18 protein-coding genes and 2 pseudogenes are annotated in these 13,918 nt (G+C 61.0%); 9 read left to right on the top strand and 11 right to left on the bottom strand.

The window, feature by feature from the left end; translation table 11 throughout:
- The first annotated feature begins 35 nt into the window (after positions 1 to 35).
- Positions 36 to 1,055, top strand: a complete 1,020-nt coding sequence (gene ftsZ, locus BS630_RS18925) for a cell division protein FtsZ (protein WP_003540976.1) — start codon at positions 36 to 38, stop codon at positions 1,053 to 1,055.
- A gap of 124 nt (positions 1,056 to 1,179) precedes the next feature.
- Here ftsZ and BS630_RS18930 read toward each other — a convergent pair whose 3' ends face one another.
- From BS630_RS18930 to BS630_RS18940, 3 genes and pseudogenes are all read right to left on the bottom strand, one after another.
- The gene (locus BS630_RS18930; protein WP_231284820.1) at positions 1,180 to 1,392 is read right to left on the bottom strand and encodes a hypothetical protein; all 213 of its coding nucleotides are present in this window, start codon (positions 1,390 to 1,392) and stop codon (positions 1,180 to 1,182) included.
- 280 nt (positions 1,393 to 1,672) lie between these two features.
- Positions 1,673 to 2,053 (bottom strand): annotated as a pseudogene (locus tag BS630_RS18935) (Ig-like domain-containing protein); the annotation flags it as partial.
- An 18-nt stretch (positions 2,054 to 2,071) separates the two neighbouring features.
- A complete protein-coding gene (locus BS630_RS18940) occupies positions 2,072 to 2,902 on the bottom strand; it encodes a helix-turn-helix transcriptional regulator (protein ID WP_077978614.1) in 831 nt (276 codons plus the stop codon).
- Positions 2,903 to 2,991: 89 nt separating this feature from the next.
- Here BS630_RS18940 and BS630_RS18945 point away from each other — a divergent pair, with 89 nt between their 5' ends.
- Positions 2,992 to 3,876, top strand: a complete 885-nt coding sequence (locus BS630_RS18945; protein ID WP_077978615.1) for an SDR family oxidoreductase — start codon at positions 2,992 to 2,994, stop codon at positions 3,874 to 3,876.
- A 273-nt stretch (positions 3,877 to 4,149) separates the two neighbouring features.
- Here BS630_RS18945 and BS630_RS18950 read toward each other — a convergent pair whose 3' ends face one another.
- From BS630_RS18950 to BS630_RS18960, 3 genes are all read right to left on the bottom strand, one after another.
- Entirely contained in the window at positions 4,150 to 4,359 is a 210-nt protein-coding gene (locus tag BS630_RS18950) for a hypothetical protein (protein ID WP_077978616.1), read from the bottom strand.
- A gap of 1 nt (position 4,360) precedes the next feature.
- Positions 4,361 to 4,561 (bottom strand): hypothetical protein, encoded by a 201-nt coding sequence (locus BS630_RS18955; protein WP_017961057.1) that lies wholly within the window; start codon positions 4,559 to 4,561, stop codon positions 4,361 to 4,363.
- A gap of 82 nt (positions 4,562 to 4,643) precedes the next feature.
- Positions 4,644 to 5,180, bottom strand: coding sequence for a hypothetical protein (locus BS630_RS18960; RefSeq protein WP_245310415.1), 537 nt, complete (start codon positions 5,178 to 5,180; stop codon positions 4,644 to 4,646).
- Between BS630_RS18960 and BS630_RS37415 the strand changes: the two genes are divergently transcribed.
- Positions 5,173 to 5,346: a hypothetical protein gene (locus tag BS630_RS37415; protein ID WP_165503847.1), complete on the top strand. Its 174-nt coding sequence runs from the start codon at positions 5,173 to 5,175 to the stop codon at positions 5,344 to 5,346. The two genes, BS630_RS18960 and BS630_RS37415, sit on opposite strands and share 8 nt — an antisense overlap.
- Positions 5,347 to 5,454: 108 nt before the next feature.
- Here BS630_RS37415 and BS630_RS18965 read toward each other — a convergent pair whose 3' ends face one another.
- The gene (locus BS630_RS18965) at positions 5,455 to 5,943 is read right to left on the bottom strand and encodes an anthrone oxygenase family protein (protein ID WP_077978618.1); all 489 of its coding nucleotides are present in this window, start codon (positions 5,941 to 5,943) and stop codon (positions 5,455 to 5,457) included.
- An 89-nt stretch (positions 5,944 to 6,032) separates the two neighbouring features.
- Between BS630_RS18965 and BS630_RS18970 the strand changes: the two genes are divergently transcribed.
- Positions 6,033 to 6,632, top strand: a complete 600-nt coding sequence (locus BS630_RS18970) for a TetR/AcrR family transcriptional regulator (protein ID WP_077978619.1) — start codon at positions 6,033 to 6,035, stop codon at positions 6,630 to 6,632.
- Positions 6,633 to 6,774: 142 nt separating this feature from the next.
- Positions 6,775 to 7,701 carry a hypothetical protein gene (locus BS630_RS18975; RefSeq protein WP_077978620.1) on the top strand — a complete coding sequence of 309 codons (927 nt, stop codon included), beginning with the start codon at positions 6,775 to 6,777 and terminating at the stop codon, positions 7,699 to 7,701.
- A gap of 37 nt (positions 7,702 to 7,738) precedes the next feature.
- On the opposite strand, the gene BS630_RS18980 is transcribed toward BS630_RS18975, so the two are convergent.
- The 3 genes and pseudogenes from BS630_RS18980 to BS630_RS18985 form a co-directional block, all read right to left on the bottom strand.
- The gene (locus tag BS630_RS18980; RefSeq protein WP_025395108.1) at positions 7,739 to 8,182 is read right to left on the bottom strand and encodes an SRPBCC family protein; all 444 of its coding nucleotides are present in this window, start codon (positions 8,180 to 8,182) and stop codon (positions 7,739 to 7,741) included.
- 114 nt (positions 8,183 to 8,296) lie between these two features.
- A pseudogene (locus tag BS630_RS38050) lies at positions 8,297 to 8,386 on the bottom strand (GFA family protein); the annotation flags it as partial.
- Between the two features lie 32 nt (positions 8,387 to 8,418).
- Positions 8,419 to 8,958: a GFA family protein gene (locus BS630_RS18985; RefSeq protein WP_077978621.1), complete on the bottom strand. Its 540-nt coding sequence runs from the start codon at positions 8,956 to 8,958 to the stop codon at positions 8,419 to 8,421.
- Positions 8,959 to 9,081: 123 nt separating this feature from the next.
- On the opposite strand from BS630_RS18985, the gene BS630_RS18990 reads away from it, so the two are divergent.
- A complete protein-coding gene (locus tag BS630_RS18990; RefSeq protein ID WP_077978622.1) occupies positions 9,082 to 9,750 on the top strand; it encodes a TetR/AcrR family transcriptional regulator in 669 nt (222 codons plus the stop codon).
- 226 nt (positions 9,751 to 9,976) lie between these two features.
- Complete coding sequence (locus BS630_RS18995; RefSeq protein WP_077978623.1) at positions 9,977 to 10,453, top strand: DUF4168 domain-containing protein; 477 nt, start codon at positions 9,977 to 9,979, stop codon at positions 10,451 to 10,453.
- A 150-nt stretch (positions 10,454 to 10,603) separates the two neighbouring features.
- On the opposite strand, the gene BS630_RS19000 is transcribed toward BS630_RS18995, so the two are convergent.
- Positions 10,604 to 10,990: an ectoine synthase gene (locus BS630_RS19000; RefSeq protein ID WP_077978624.1), complete on the bottom strand. Its 387-nt coding sequence runs from the start codon at positions 10,988 to 10,990 to the stop codon at positions 10,604 to 10,606.
- A gap of 130 nt (positions 10,991 to 11,120) precedes the next feature.
- Here BS630_RS19000 and BS630_RS19005 point away from each other — a divergent pair, with 130 nt between their 5' ends.
- The gene (locus BS630_RS19005) at positions 11,121 to 11,996 is read left to right on the top strand and encodes a LysR substrate-binding domain-containing protein (protein WP_077978625.1); all 876 of its coding nucleotides are present in this window, start codon (positions 11,121 to 11,123) and stop codon (positions 11,994 to 11,996) included.
- 222 nt (positions 11,997 to 12,218) lie between these two features.
- A complete protein-coding gene (locus tag BS630_RS19010; protein ID WP_077978626.1) occupies positions 12,219 to 13,874 on the top strand; it encodes a putative bifunctional diguanylate cyclase/phosphodiesterase in 1,656 nt (551 codons plus the stop codon).
- Positions 13,875 to 13,918 lie beyond the last annotated feature (44 nt).

Below are 13,918 nucleotides of genomic sequence, written 5' to 3' on the forward strand. Positions count from 1 at the left end.
GGGTGGGCATGAACGAAGCATCAAAGGAGAGCGCGATGACGGACGCCAAGGGCGGCATTTCTGGACTACGGCCGCATATTACAGTCATCGGCGTCGGCGGCGGTGGTGGCAATGCGATCAACAATATGATCGCGGAAAAGCTGGCGGGCGTCGAATTCGTAGCCGCAAACACGGATGCTCAGGTACTGGCCACCTCCAAGGCGACGCGCCGCATCCAGCTTGGTGCGAATGTGACGGAGGGTCTCGGCGCCGGTTCGCTGCCTGAGGTCGGCCATGCGGCCGCCGAAGAGTCGCTCGATGAGATCATGGACCACTTGGCCGGCTCGCACATGTGCTTCGTCACCGCCGGCATGGGCGGCGGAACGGGCACGGGTGCTGCACCTGTCATCGCGCGTGCCGCGCGTGCCGCCGGCATCCTGACGGTCGGCGTCGTCACCAAACCCTTTACCTTCGAAGGCAACCGCCGCATGCGGATGGCGGAAATCGGCATCGAGGCGCTTCGCCAGGCAGCCGATACGGTCATCGTCATTCCCAATCAGAACCTCTTCCGCATCGCCGATGCAAAAACGACGTTCGCCGATGCCTTCATGACGGCCGACCGCGTGCTCTATGCGGGCGTCGGCTGCATTACCGACCTGATCGTCAAGGAAGGCCTGATCAACCTCGATTTTGCCGACGTGAAGTCGGTCATGTCAGGCATGGGCCGCGCCATGATGGGCACTGGCGAAGCCTCCGGTGAGAGCCGCGCGATGAAGGCGGCGGAAGCGGCGATTGCCAACCCGCTTCTCGACGATATCTCGATGCGGGGCGCCAGGGGCGTGCTGATCTCGATTTCCGGCGGTTCGGATATGACGCTGTTCGAAGTGGACGAGGCGGCAAGCCGCATTCGTGACGAAGTGCAGGAAGACGCCGATATCGTCGTCGGCGCGATCTTCGACCGCAGCCTCGACGGCAAGTTCCGTGTCTCGGTGGTGGCGACCGGTCTGGAAGGCAGCCCGCTGCCCGCATCTGCGCCTCACGCCGCCGAGCAGATCCAGACGCGCACGCTGCAGTAAGCGCAGCGGCGCGACATATCCGAGCACGACAGCCTGCCGCGTCTTTTCAGACGCGCGGCGCTGTTGCGCTTCAATGTCATGCGCTCCGGGGAAATCGCCGCGATCACCGGTCGTTGATTCGCGATCACCTGTCGTTGATCGTGGGAAGGTGCGTTTCGACCTCTACGCGGCGCTTGTCATCCAGCGGCTCAATGTGCTTCTGCCAGAAGGCCTCGGCCTCCGGCGTGTCATCCTCCCAGTGGCGGATTTTAACGATATTGTCATCGATCTTCGCCAGCCGTTTGCCGCCAAGCCGCAGGTATTCCTCCGCCAGTTCCTTCGATCGGGTCGTTTGCATGTCGTGTTCCTCCATAGGCGAACCGAAAGGCCGATCGTGATTACCGGGTTGGCCGGCAATCGGCATCCCCGTTATCGGCGCTTCCGCGCCTTCCAGTTAAACAGTACGGCGGGATCATGGTTCCAGATCATCGGCCGAAACCGGTCCACGCGGCCGGCTGAAGGCGTCAGCCGCCATCCATGTTCCGCACGGCCCGCCGCTCTTGCTGCCGGACGTCCAGAGACGCCTCGTCCTCGCATCGTGCTTTCCGAAAACCGCTCACACTTTTCGGCATCATGCTCTAGACGAACAGGACGTCCGAGACGTTGTGCACCACGGAGATTTCGTCGATCCCGGTGTTGGTGAGGTAGAGATTATCCGCCGCTGAGTCATAGACCACGTTGGTGATCAAGTCGTCTCCCGGTATGGCGATGTTGACGTCAACCGTTGTCTTGACCCCGGTCGCAAAATCGAATGCCGTGCCGATATGCTCGCTGCCGGAGGAATCGCCGAAGAAGAACGTGCCGTCGACGGCAAAGCCGTAGCCGAGCCCGCCAGCGGCGAAGGTTTTGGACTCGATCGGGTTCAGCGTGTCCGGATCGAGCTTGGAGACCTGCCAGGTGGAATCATCGATGCGGCCGACGACGTAAATGCCGGTCGAATCCTGCATCGTATTGACGGCCGCCCTTCACACACCCGCTCAGCTCACGCCCGCCAGCTCCCTGATCTTTGCCGCATCCTCCGGCGTCGCCGGGTTGTAGACCACCATGCTGAGATCCGGCCGCCCATCCACCTGGAAGGCGGAATATTCGAAAGCGAGTGGGCCGAGAATGGGGTGGCGGATGTGCTTGGCGCCTTCGCCGTGTGTGCGCACGTCGTTATCCCTCCACATCGCCAGGAATTCGGGGCTTTTGCGGCAGAGTTCGTCGACGAGAGGCTCGACCTCGGCTGCAGCCCCGGCGCGGGCCGCGTCCACGCGGAAGGCGGCGACGACGAAGCGGGCGACACTTTCCCAGTCGTATTGGGCGGCGCGCACGCGCGGATCGAGGAAGATGAAGCGCAGCGCATTGCGCTCCTCAGGCGGCAGCGCACCGTAATCGGTCAGAAGCACGGTTGCCGCCCGGTTCCAACCGACGACGTCCCAGATCGCGGTGCGGATCAGCGCCGGGCTCGGGTCCAGCGCATCGAGCACGCCCTGCAACCTCGGCGTCACGCCCTCTTGCTTGTGGTAGCGCACCTCGGGCGGCCGGCCGAGGCCGATGAGGAAGAGATGCTCGCGCTCGACATCAGTCAGCATCAGCGCGCGAGAGATCCTTTCGAGCACATCGGCAGACGGCGCGCCGCCACGGCCCTGCTCCAGCCAAGTGTACCACGTGGGGCTGATATTAGCGCGGCCCGCCACCTCCTCGCGCCGCAGGCCAGGCGTTCGCCGCCTCTCTCCCGCAAAGCCGAAGGCGGCGGGATCGAGCCTGACGCGGCGGTCCTTCAGATAGGCACCGAGCCGGTTGTCCGAGGTAACGAATTCACCCATCCTGTTAGCCTTTATACCATGATAATGTCACTACTTTACCATGATACAGGCAGAGCCGATATGTGTCTCCAGCAAAACGGAGATAACACATGCGCGTATTCGTTACTGGAGCCACCGGCTGGGTCGGCTCGGCCGTCGTCAATGAACTGATCGCAGCCGGGCACAAGGTGTTGGGCCTTACCCGCTCGGACAAGGGAGCGGATCAACTGGCGGCTGCCGGCGCCGAAGCCCATCACGGCACGCTCGACGATCTGGAAAGCCTGAAGAGCGGTGCGGCTGAGGCAGACGCCGTGATCCATACGGCTTTCAACCACGATTTCTCGAAATTCGCCGAGAACTGCGCCGGCGACCGACGCGCCATCGAGGCGCTCGGCGAAGCCCTCCAAGGCTCCGATCGTCCGCTGCTGGTCACAGCCGGCCTCGGCTTTGCCCCCGGCCGTGTCGGCACCGAGAAGGATCCGCCCATGCCTTCGACCGAAACCTATCCCCGTGCCTCCGAAATCACCGCAGTATCGCTTGTCGCCCGCGGCGTGCGCGCCTCCACCGTCCGGCTCCCGCCCTCGGTGCACGGTCACGGCGACCACGGCTTCGTGCCGATCCTGATCGATTTGGCCCGGCGCAAGGGCGTCTCCGCCTATATCGGCGACGGGGCCAATCGCTGGCCGGCCGTGCACAGGCTCGATGCCGCCCGCGTCTATCGCCTGGCGCTGGAGCGCGGCGCCGTCGGCGGCCCGTTCCTGGCAGTCGCAGAAGAGGGAGTTCCCTTCAGGCAGATCGCCGAGGTCATCGGCCGGCGGCTCGATGTGCCCGCCGTCTCGCTCTCACGGGAAGAAGCGGCCGAGCATTTCGGCTGGTTCGCCATGTTCGCCGGCTTCGACGTGCCCACGTCGAGCAAGCACACTCGCGCCCTGCTCGGCTGGCAGCCGCAGGAACCCGGCCTGCTCGCCGATATCGACCACCCGGCCTATTTTTGAGAGAGCCTCATCCTTGCTGAGGAGACCTGCAGGCCTTGAAGGACGAGCCGGGTTCGCCGACACTCGACGGAATGCAAGAAGCAGCGTTGGAGCGCGTCCTTCGAGGCTCCGCCCTGCGGGCTGCGCGCCTCAGGATGAGGGCCGTAGCGAATGCCGTTCTCAATATCGGGCGTTAGAGGATACTGGCCGCCAGAGAGGACCTCATCCTTGCCCCGCAGGGGCCTCGAAGGACGAGGTGGGCTCGCCCATCTGGAATCAGGGGCGCGCAGCTCACTACCGCATTCGGCCCTCGTTCATATCCGCCGGGTCATAGTTGATGTCCCAGTCCTTCTCGGGCTTCTTCTTGCCAGGCGGGTTCTTGTTAACCGTCGCATCCTCGGAGCCGGAGATCACGGTCGGCTTGGCGCTGGCGACGCCGCTGCTCTTCCGGTCGGCCCGCGACTTGGCGAACTGGCCGGCCGCGTCTTTCTCGGGATTGGGCATGTCAATCGCCCTTCTGCTTCAGCGCATCGCCGAGATCTCTGGTCTCCGGGTCGCGATTGTTTTCGCCATGCGCGTCGCGGTCGCGATCCGGATCGTCCTTGGCCTTCATGTAGCCACGAGGCTTATTTCCCTTCGGGCCTTCCCAGCGGGGCGACTGGTCGGTCGTGCCGGGGGCGCCGTCTTTCGGTGTCGTCATGCCCATCGTTGTTCCTCCTTGGTTGGAAACAAGGAAAACCGAAAAGATCATCAACTGTTCCCGCGGCGACACTTTCGCGTAAAGCGGCTTACCGTAGCGAGGCGAGCGTTGCGCAGCAGAAGGCAAGCAAGGTGACTGCGGCATTGACCGCGTGCGAATATTCCCATTGGGCGCGAAGGCTTTCCCAATTTTCTGGCTGCACGGTCCAGTTCTCCGTCGCCGCGTTTGCCGGCTGGGTGAAGACCATGAAGATGACGAGGTTGAGCGCGATCAGCGCCGCTGCCGCGACCGACAGCATCATGGCGGTTCCATCAGCCCTGAGTGCCACGGCATTACCGATATTCGCCAGAAGCGCCAGCGGTAAGAGGAGACCGACGACCCACCATCCGGTGTAAGCCTGTTGCGCAATGAAATAGTCCGCCTTCGCCATCCCGATCTTGTTTAAGAGCGCGAAGGCGTGCGCCGCAGGTGCTGCGAACGCCAGGCCCGTTATGATGACGGCAAGGAATCTCATGGCGGATAAACTGGCCGCGAGGCGATGGGTTTCTGCAGAAAATATGGAACAGTGTCGTCCGCCATCGGTTGACCATTGGTCCACTTCAAACATGGAGCCGAAAATGAGCAAGACCAACGTTCGTCAACTTCAGAAACGCGCCGAACAGCAGGTCAAGAACACCAGCGCCGGCGGCCATCTCGGCGGCACCTATTTCGGGCAGCAACCGGACGGAAAAACCGTCTCGTCAACCACCAACGACAGCGCCAAAGCGCGGCCGAATGACGGAAGCAACTGAGTTGTTTCCGCCGCCACGCGAAAGAATCCTTTTGCGGATTACTTCATTCACGGCGCAGACGCGCCGTGGCTGGATGCCTGTGACATCCCTCGGGTCAACCCCGAAGCGTCATAGCCTTGACACTCCCAAAGCTGCAAGTGCCAGGGCTATTCCGGAAGCCAGCGCCCTCACCTGGTTCCAGACCTGCCATCGCTGCGAATAGTCCCGCCAGATATCCCGCGCCGCCGCGATGTCGCCAGGAACGGCAGTCGCGGCCAGTGCCTCGTTCATCGGCACGTTGACCATCAATGTGAGCATCAGCCCGAAAGCCAGATAGATGGCCGCCGCCGCGCAGAACCAGAAAGCCGCCGCTCCGCGGCCGCTGAAATGCGCAGCTGCGGCAGTCAGCCCGAGAACGGCGGGCGTCAGGAAGAAGGCCGGGAAAAACACCGCGTTGCGGACCGACGCATTCATCGCCTGCATCGCTGCGATCGCCACCCGCGGGTCGGCCCGATCGAGCCCCCACATCGTCGAACAGACCCAGGCGTAGAAGAAGCCGAAGATCGCGCCTGAGAAGACGACCGATGTTACCGACAGTCCCAGAACAGTGCTGCGCATCGCTTTTCTCCGTACCGTATTATTTTGTACGCATTTACACAGGCGTATAACATTGTACGATTATCGTCAAGACGATGCGAGTGGCCGGAATGCGGGAAGACACGAAAACCAGGCGTCAAGCCGAGATCGAGACAGCGGCCTACGAGCTTCTGAAGGAAAGAGGCTACCGCAGCACGTCGATGCTCGACATCGCCAAGGCGGCGAAAGCCTCCAATGAAACGCTCTATCGCTGGTACGGCGACAAGAATGGCCTCTTCAAGACGATGGTCGAAAGCAATGCGAGGGCGACGAAAGCGGAGCTCAATACGGCGATAGCAGACGATGTGGATCCCCTGGAAACCCTCGGGCACGTCGCGCCGATCCTGCTTTCGATGCTGCTCGGCGACAAGGCGATCTCCCTGAACCGGGCCGCCGCCGCCGACGAAAGCGGCGAACTGGGAGCGACGATCGCCGCCGCCGGCCGCGATAGCATCTTTCCGCTGATCGAGAAGCTGGTCGGCCGCGGCCTTGAAACGGCAGCGCTCGCGGCGCCATCCGCAAGTGTGGCAGCCGAATGGTTTCTGAGCCTGCTGATCGGCGATCTGCAGATCAGGCGAGTGAACCGCACGCTGCCCGAACCGCCGGACGAGGATATCCGCGCGCGCGCCACCGCCGCCATGAGAGCATTCAGAAGGCTCTGCGGCGCGTAGAGCAATTCCCGTAAAGTCCGGCACCCACCCTGCCCGCGCCGATCGATCCAGCCGCTATTGATCGGCGACGCCTCCGCGCTAGCTTCTGCTCGCGGCCGAGCGGCCGCGGGATACGATCTTTGGGCGAAGGCGGAGGGGCGACGTGACATCCTATTCGATTGACGATGCGATCCGGGAACTTGCCCCGGCTCTCGGAAAGGCGCCGGCAGGCGCGGTCAGTGGCGATTGGACCGCCACCACGATGCAGGCAGGGCACTCCTCCCGGACAGGCGGCTACCTCGATGCCGAGGGAAAGCATGTCCCGGAGGATTCCAGACATCCGCTCGACATCATCGCGAATGTCGTCGAAAAGCTCGAAGCCTCAGAGGTGCCGCGTTTCAACAAGGTGGTGATCCGCTGGAAGAAGCCGAAATTTCCCTTCATGCAGGCGAAGATCACGCTCGAAACCAGTTATGACCAGACGATCGTGCCGCGCGGCCCCGACGACCCGATCTACGAGACCGCTGCCGCCGCGCGGCGCGCCTTCTGGCAGAGCCGCGGCACGCTGCAGGAGGACTTCGCCGTCGAGCGCGGAACGGCCAATATTCACGCCCAGACAAAATGGTTCGGCCCGCATCGCCGCATCCTCGCCATCCATGCGCCGGGAAGGCTGACACTTGCCACCGACGGGCTGTCGACCCCCTGGGCCGGCATATCCGAACCGGAAAACGGCGTCGAATGCGAACTTTTCATGGAATTCGACGCCGCGACACTGGATGCGGCCGGGATCGAAAACTGGGCGAACCTGTTGATCAACATCGGCGACCTCGTGGCAGACGGTTATCGTGTCGCCCGCGATGTCGAGAAGCACGGCGCCATCCTGTTCTGCCGGCTGACCGAGGATTACCGCCCCATGACCCGCATCATGCTGAGTCGCGACGCAGGCCGGATCGACGGCCTGCCTTTCGGCGCCGTACCGCTGATCCGGGCGACCCCGATCGCCGAAGCCGAAATCGAAGGGCAGGACCTTTCCGACGACTGGGGCGCTGCGGCCGCCCGCAACGCCCTGGCCAAACGCGGCATCAGATGATCTCAGCCGGATCGTCGCAATCCGGCGCGATCTTTTGCTATTCCTGGATGTCGGGTTCGACGACTCTCGCGAGGTTTCGCAGCGACTCCTGCCAGCCGAGATAACAAGCTTCGGGCGGAATGACGTCAGGCACGCCTGCCTGCACGATATCCACCTCGGTGCCGACCGAAACCTTCTTCAGCGTCACGGTGACTTCCATTTCGCCGGGCAGGTTGGGGTCCTCGAATTTGTCGGTGTAGCGCAGACGTTCGCCGGGGACGAGCTCGAGATATTCGCCGCCGAAGGCGTGGCTATTGCCCGTCGTGAAGTTGCGGAAGGACATTCTGAACGTGCCGCCGACAACCGGCTCCGAATGATGCACGGTGCAGAGGAAGCCGTTCGGCGGAAGCCACTTGGCAAGCGCGTCCGCCTCCAGGAATGCGCGATAGACTTTCTCCGGGCTGGTCGCCAGAACACGGTGCAGGCGTATGGTACTCGGCATGGTCGTGATCCTTTTGAATGGACGGAATGGACGAACCTAGGACGGGTGAGGCTTGGCCGATCCGACACCGGATCGAACTTTTCTTCAAGAAAAAATTTCTTGGAGTGTCGTGGTTCAACCCGGCATCCCGAACTGCGGAAGATCGAGCCTTGCCCAGGTCAGCCGGCGCCGGGTGAACATCTGGACCCCCGGCTCGATCTCCTCGCGTTATGCTTTCGATGAGGATTTTTTCGTCGTCAGGCATCGATAGCTCCTTTGACAGCGATGTCGGGGACTTTGAAACCCATCGCAATCCACGCCGTGAGAAGTCTGCCATAGAAGCCGGCCGTCGCCAGTGCGCCGGAAGGCACGTCATCGGGCACGCGCGCGCGATCGAGCGCATTCTGGGTCATCGTGCGCAATTGGAGGGGTGGAAGCTCGTCCTGCTTCCAGAGATTGCCGTAGAGGCTAAGCCAGTGACCACCCTTGAACTCCAGAAAAATGGGCGTGTTGCAGCAGGATGCCAGGACACGTCGCGTTGAAGCGTTGGGGCCGAGGCGGAACTCTCTCAGGTTTTCGGTTCCGGCCAAAAGGCTGATCCGATCCTTGCGATAAAGCACGTAGCGCGTACCGCCATGGATCGTCCGGATCGCCTCCGGCAAGGGAAGCGACTCCAGCCTTCCGGCTGCGTCGCTGCAGCTCTTGCAGTGGCATTCCACGCTGATGATCGGGGCGCCGCGCACGTCGAGGTGAAAGGTTCCGCAGGCACACGTTAGATGGGTTATCTTGTCGTTCATGACATCGCTCGCTGTTGAGGATCGCTGGATAGCCGCAAAACCAAACTAGACCGTATAGTTCCGTTGTAAGAACTAGACGGTTCAGTTTGATCGTGTCAAGTAGAGTTGGAGCGGAGATCGAGAATGTTGATACCGGGTATGAAAGCCGACCTGGCCCAGGGGCGGGCCGGCACTCGTTCGGAGCGCAAACAGGCGGCGATCGTCGGTGCCGCGGCCGAAGTCTTTCTGAACACCGGTTATGCCGGAGCCAGCATGGACGAGATCGCCAGCCGGTCCGGCGTGTCCAAGCAAACGGTCTACAAGCACTTCTCCAGCAAGGAGGCGCTGTTCGTCGCGGTACTCACCCAGATGATGGGAGAAGCAGATATCGCCGTTCACACCGGCCTCCCCCAGGTGGAGAACCGCGCTCAGCTGGAAGCCTATCTCCTTGACTACGCCATCCGCCAGCTCACCATCGTCCTGACGCCCGGGCTGATGCAATTGCGCCGGCTCGTGATTGCGGAGGCGCAACGCTTCCCGGAACTCGCCAAGCTGCTTTACGCGCGCGGCCCTGCACGGGCGCTCGAGGTCATGGGCAGCGCTTTCGAACAATTGGCCAGCAAGAAGCTGCTGCAGTTCTCCGATGCAATGGTGGCCGCATCACAGTTCAACTGGCTGGTGATGGCCGACCCCGTCAACCGGGTCATGATGCTGGGCGATGCGGCCATTCCGACCAAGCAGCAGATCTACCGACACGCCGAGGCGGCCGTCGCCACGTTCCTGGCGGCATTTCTGCATCCAGATAGGCGATGAACGCCGTCGAAAGTCGGGTATCACAGCGGCAATGACTTGAATTTTCCGCACGTGCCAATAGGCCGGCGATCACAAAGCCGCCGCTCAATCGTCAGAAAATCGCCCCGTTACCGCCGCACCGTGCCCTCTTAAAGGTTCCATCGTCGTGACCTCGCCCGGCCTTCGAGCGGCTGAGCGATCGACCGAGGCGGTCTTGCTGCCGATCAAATCATGCACTTGAAGAGGAATGAATATGATCACTCGCTACACATCTGTCGCAACATTGAGCGCGGCAGTCTTCAGTCTGCTTGCTTTCAGCCCGGCATCCGCTGTCGACATGGCCCAGGCGCAACAGCAGCCTGCACAGCCGCCGATGCAGGAACAGCCCGGCGGCAACGGTGCGAGCGCGCCCGTCAGCGACCAGAAAATCGAGGCCTTCGCCGTTGCCTATCTCCAGGTCGACAAGGTGAGACAGGAATATTCGGCCAAGATCGGCGCGACGAAAGACGAGGCTGCCAAGCAGCAGTTGCAGGAAGAAGCCAAGAAGCAGATGGTCGATACCGTCCAAGCCTCTCCCGACATCTCCGTCGAAGAATATTCGTCGATCCTGACGGCCGCGCAGAGCGACCCGGCTCTGGCCAAGAAGGTACTGGAAAAGATCGGTACGCCGCCGCCGGGCCAGCAACAGCAGCCGCAGCAGGGCCAGCAGCAGCCGCAGCAATAGGCTGCGCGGGCCGTACTAAGTCGCTACGAATAGGCAGCAGTGCCCGCCATTTGCCGGGCCCTGCTGTCCATCTCGGCAGTCGACGAAGAGATCGGCTGGAACAGGATGTCGTCCGAAAATCGCTCACACTTTTCGGCATGGTGCTCTGGTTCAGTGTTGCGACCCGCTCTTGTTGTTCAGGTCGTGCCGTTCGGTGCCTGTCAGTGGCGGGTTGAAGATGCTGACGAGAATGAGATCCTGATCCTTGCCGCCGCGCAGATAATGCCGGTCGTGTTTGTCGAGCACATAGATATCGCCGGCGCGGATCGGAAAGACGTTGCCGTCCATATCCTCCACTTCGCCCTCGCCCTTGATGCAGTAACAGGCTTCCAGGTGATTGCGGTATTGAAGCAGGGTCTCGCTATTGGCGCGAACGACGGTATGGCACACCGTAAAACCCATGCCGTCGTCTTTGGTCAGCAGGCGGTGGCTCGTGCCGTTGCCCCAGTCGACGAAACGCTCGGTGAGTTCCACGTCCTTTAGATTCCTCACGAACATCGCTGATTCTCCTGATAAATTATTGATGATGTCGCGATGATTCATTTTCATCGCCCGCAACAATTAGCTATTGAAATGGTTGTAATTTTCAAATGATGTTTCCTGCGTCATCTGTGAGGAAATTTTACAAATGCAGCTGCCGCCGCTAAATGCCTTGCGCGCTTTCGATGCCACGGCCCGCCTGATGAGCCTTTCGAAAGCGGGCGACGAGCTGCACGTCACCCATGCGGCGATCAGTCACCAGATCAAGCATTTGGAGACCTGGCTCGGCCGCAAGCTGTTGCAGAAGTCAGGCCGCGGCATTGCGCTGACCGCAGCCGGCAGCGAATATTACCGGGCCGTCTCCGGATCGCTGGCCGCCATTGCGCATGCGACCGGCAATATGCGGCGCGATCACGACATGCGGGCCATCACCGTCGGCTGCATTCCTTCGATCGCATCGCGCTGGCTCGTCCCGGCCCTGCCCTCCTTCCAGGATAGCGCCCCCGATCTCGACGTCAGGATCGTCTATGCCCGCGCTGAAGAACGCTTCGACGACGAGAGCCTCGACGTGCTGATCACCATGGGCGAGGACCTGAGCGGCAGGGAAAGCCGCCTGCTCTTCTCCCGCCGCAACCAGCCTGTCGCCAGCCGCCATTATCTTGCCAAACGCAACTGGACGATCGGCGATGTCTCGCTCGCCGGCGCCGATCTGCTGCACGACGAATCCGTCGATGGCTGGAAGGAATGGTTCCGCAAGGCCGGCCAGAAAGCGCCGGAGCCGCTTCGAGGCCCGATATTCCAGGATTTCAACATGCTGGCGACGGCCGTAATCGCCGGCCACGGTGTGGCGCTCTGCCCCGTCGAGGTGTTTCGCCGCGAGATCGAACGCGGCGATCTGCTGGTGCTTTCCGGCGTCGCGACGGCAGAAAACCACGGCTATTACGTCATATCGAACAGCTGGGCGAAAAAGCCGGTGCGCCGCTTCATCGACTGGTTCATGACGGAGTGCGGATCGGGCGCTTAGATCCCCGTCCGCAGCTCATCGAAGGGGTCGCCGCCGAGACGATGGATGCAAATGCGTCGCGGTAATAAAGGCGTGGCATAAGCCCATCTGTGCGCTAGTTGGGCAGAAGTTGGGGATTGTTAATCAGAAATGCCTAATGTAAATCTTGGCGTGCACAAGTTGTGTTGGAACTAATTTGCTACGATATCTGGTTATGACATGCGACTAGGGAGAGCCTCGGACATGCGGAAAATTCGTGCGGCCCCCTCGGCGCTCGGACAAACAGAGGCAAAAGCTTCGAACTTAATCGACCGGCTTTTGTTCTTTGACCGCGATTTCAATCCCGTCGAGAATTTGCTCGGCAATGAGCTGCCGGCTGCTGTCAAACCAGCAGCGTCGTTTTGGGAGCATTTTCCTGAATTGGACAAATCGGCGATTACACTCGCCCTCCGTTCATTGGGTGACAGTGCCCAACCCTTGCAAATATCGGGGGATCTTGGCACGCCCGCGTCGCACGGACTGACGATCTATCGGATCGGAGATCTGTTTGCCGTGGTTCGGTCCGAGGAGACTATCGACGATGAGCGCGCGACCCTTTTGCATCTGGCGACCCACGATCCGCTCACTGGACTGCCGAACCGACGCCAGTTCAGCGAGGACCTCGCTGTGTTGTTACGGGAGACAGCGGGCTCGGACGAGACTCTGTCCCTGATGCAACTCGATCTTGACGATTTCAAACCTGTTAACGACACGCTTGGGCATCCGGCTGGCGACAAGCTTCTTCAGCTCGCTGCAAGCCGCATTCAAGAGTGCCTTACCAGGGACGACAGAGCCTATCGACTGGCGGGTGACGAATTCACCGTCATATCACGGGGCCTGGGACATCCCGCCAAAGGACACCAGTTAGCAGAAGCTTTGGTTGATGCATTCAAAAAGCCCTTCACGATCGATGGCATCGCGCTATTTGTCGGTGCTAGTATCGGCATATCTGCTGCTCCACCGGACGGTACAACTCCGGAGCAGCTGATGAAGGCGTCCGACGTCGCACTCTACGCCGCGAAGAAGGACGGGCGCGGTCGGGCAAGACCGTTTGATCCCTCAATGCTTGAGTTGCTGGAACAACGCGAACTGCTGCGCCGCAGCCTTCGCATGGCCCTGGTCCAGCAACAATTCTTTATTGAGTACCAACCCATCGCCGAGGGCGGCAGCATTGTCGGCTTCGAAGCGTTGCTCAGATGGCACCACCCTCTCCTTGGAAAAATCCCACCAACGGCATTTATTCCGATGGCCGAGGCCGATGGAATAATGCCGGAAATAGGTGCATGGGTTTTGGAGCAGGCATGTCGCGAGGCAATGAAGTGGCCGCAGAACTACATCGTCGCGGTCAATTTGTCCGCGGCTGAATTCTTGACAAGCGGCCTCACTGATCGGGTATCCCAGACGCTGGATCTGATCGGGTTGCCGCCAGACCGTCTGGAGCTTGAGATAACCGAAAGCGTGCTCCTTGAGCGGACCGTCAACAATATCGACACACTGAATACGCTCAACGTGTTAGGAATACGAATCTCGCTTGATGATTTCGGCACCGAATATTCTTCGCTCAGCTATCTGAAGACATTCCCTTTCGACACGATCAAAATCGACAAATACTTTATCACCGACCTCGAAAGCGATCTGAAAAGCCAGGCAATCGTCCGCTGCATCGTTAACCTCGCACATGACCTCGACATGCAGGTGACAGCCGAAGGGGTTGAAACGCTAGGTCAGGCGGAATGGTTGCGCAGTGTGGGCTGCGACAGACTTCAAGGTTATTTGATTAGCAGACCGCTTCCGGTCCAGGCGATTGGCGAATTCATCACCCGGGCGGAAACATCCGTAAGCCCCGCGCTACCACAGTGAACAACCGATTTTCGCCGTGCCTTTAGCTATCGCATGATCAACCT

This window comes from Rhizobium laguerreae, from assembly GCF_002008165.1.
Lineage (GTDB): Bacteria > Pseudomonadota > Alphaproteobacteria > Rhizobiales > Rhizobiaceae > Rhizobium > Rhizobium laguerreae.

Bases quoted from the DNA above. Each gene is read 5' to 3' on its own strand.
- BS630_RS18985 (WP_077978621.1), bottom strand. From the start codon at position 8,958: ATGAACGACAAGATAACCCATCTAACGTGTGCCTGCGGAACCTTTCAC.
- BS630_RS18930 (WP_231284820.1), bottom strand. From the start codon at position 1,392: ATGCAAACGACCCGATCGAAGGAACTGGCGGAGGAATACCTGCGGCTT.
- BS630_RS18980 (WP_025395108.1), bottom strand. From the start codon at position 8,182: ATGCCGAGTACCATACGCCTGCACCGTGTTCTGGCGACCAGCCCGGAG.
- BS630_RS18990 (WP_077978622.1), top strand. From the start codon at position 9,082: ATGTTGATACCGGGTATGAAAGCCGACCTGGCCCAGGGGCGGGCCGGC.
- BS630_RS18970 (WP_077978619.1), top strand. From the start codon at position 6,033: ATGCGGGAAGACACGAAAACCAGGCGTCAAGCCGAGATCGAGACAGCG.
- BS630_RS18955 (WP_017961057.1), bottom strand. From the start codon at position 4,561: ATGGGCATGACGACACCGAAAGACGGCGCCCCCGGCACGACCGACCAG.
- BS630_RS19010 (WP_077978626.1), top strand. From the start codon at position 12,219: ATGCGGAAAATTCGTGCGGCCCCCTCGGCGCTCGGACAAACAGAGGCA.
- BS630_RS18950 (WP_077978616.1), bottom strand. From the start codon at position 4,359: ATGCCCAATCCCGAGAAAGACGCGGCCGGCCAGTTCGCCAAGTCGCGG.
- BS630_RS37415 (WP_165503847.1), top strand. From the start codon at position 5,173: ATGAGCAAGACCAACGTTCGTCAACTTCAGAAACGCGCCGAACAGCAG.
- BS630_RS19000 (WP_077978624.1), bottom strand. From the start codon at position 10,990: ATGTTCGTGAGGAATCTAAAGGACGTGGAACTCACCGAGCGTTTCGTC.
- BS630_RS18965 (WP_077978618.1), bottom strand. From the start codon at position 5,943: ATGCGCAGCACTGTTCTGGGACTGTCGGTAACATCGGTCGTCTTCTCA.
- BS630_RS19005 (WP_077978625.1), top strand. From the start codon at position 11,121: ATGCAGCTGCCGCCGCTAAATGCCTTGCGCGCTTTCGATGCCACGGCC.
- BS630_RS18940 (WP_077978614.1), bottom strand. From the start codon at position 2,902: ATGGGTGAATTCGTTACCTCGGACAACCGGCTCGGTGCCTATCTGAAG.
- ftsZ (WP_003540976.1), top strand. From the start codon at position 36: ATGACGGACGCCAAGGGCGGCATTTCTGGACTACGGCCGCATATTACA.
- BS630_RS18945 (WP_077978615.1), top strand. From the start codon at position 2,992: ATGCGCGTATTCGTTACTGGAGCCACCGGCTGGGTCGGCTCGGCCGTC.
- BS630_RS18995 (WP_077978623.1), top strand. From the start codon at position 9,977: ATGAATATGATCACTCGCTACACATCTGTCGCAACATTGAGCGCGGCA.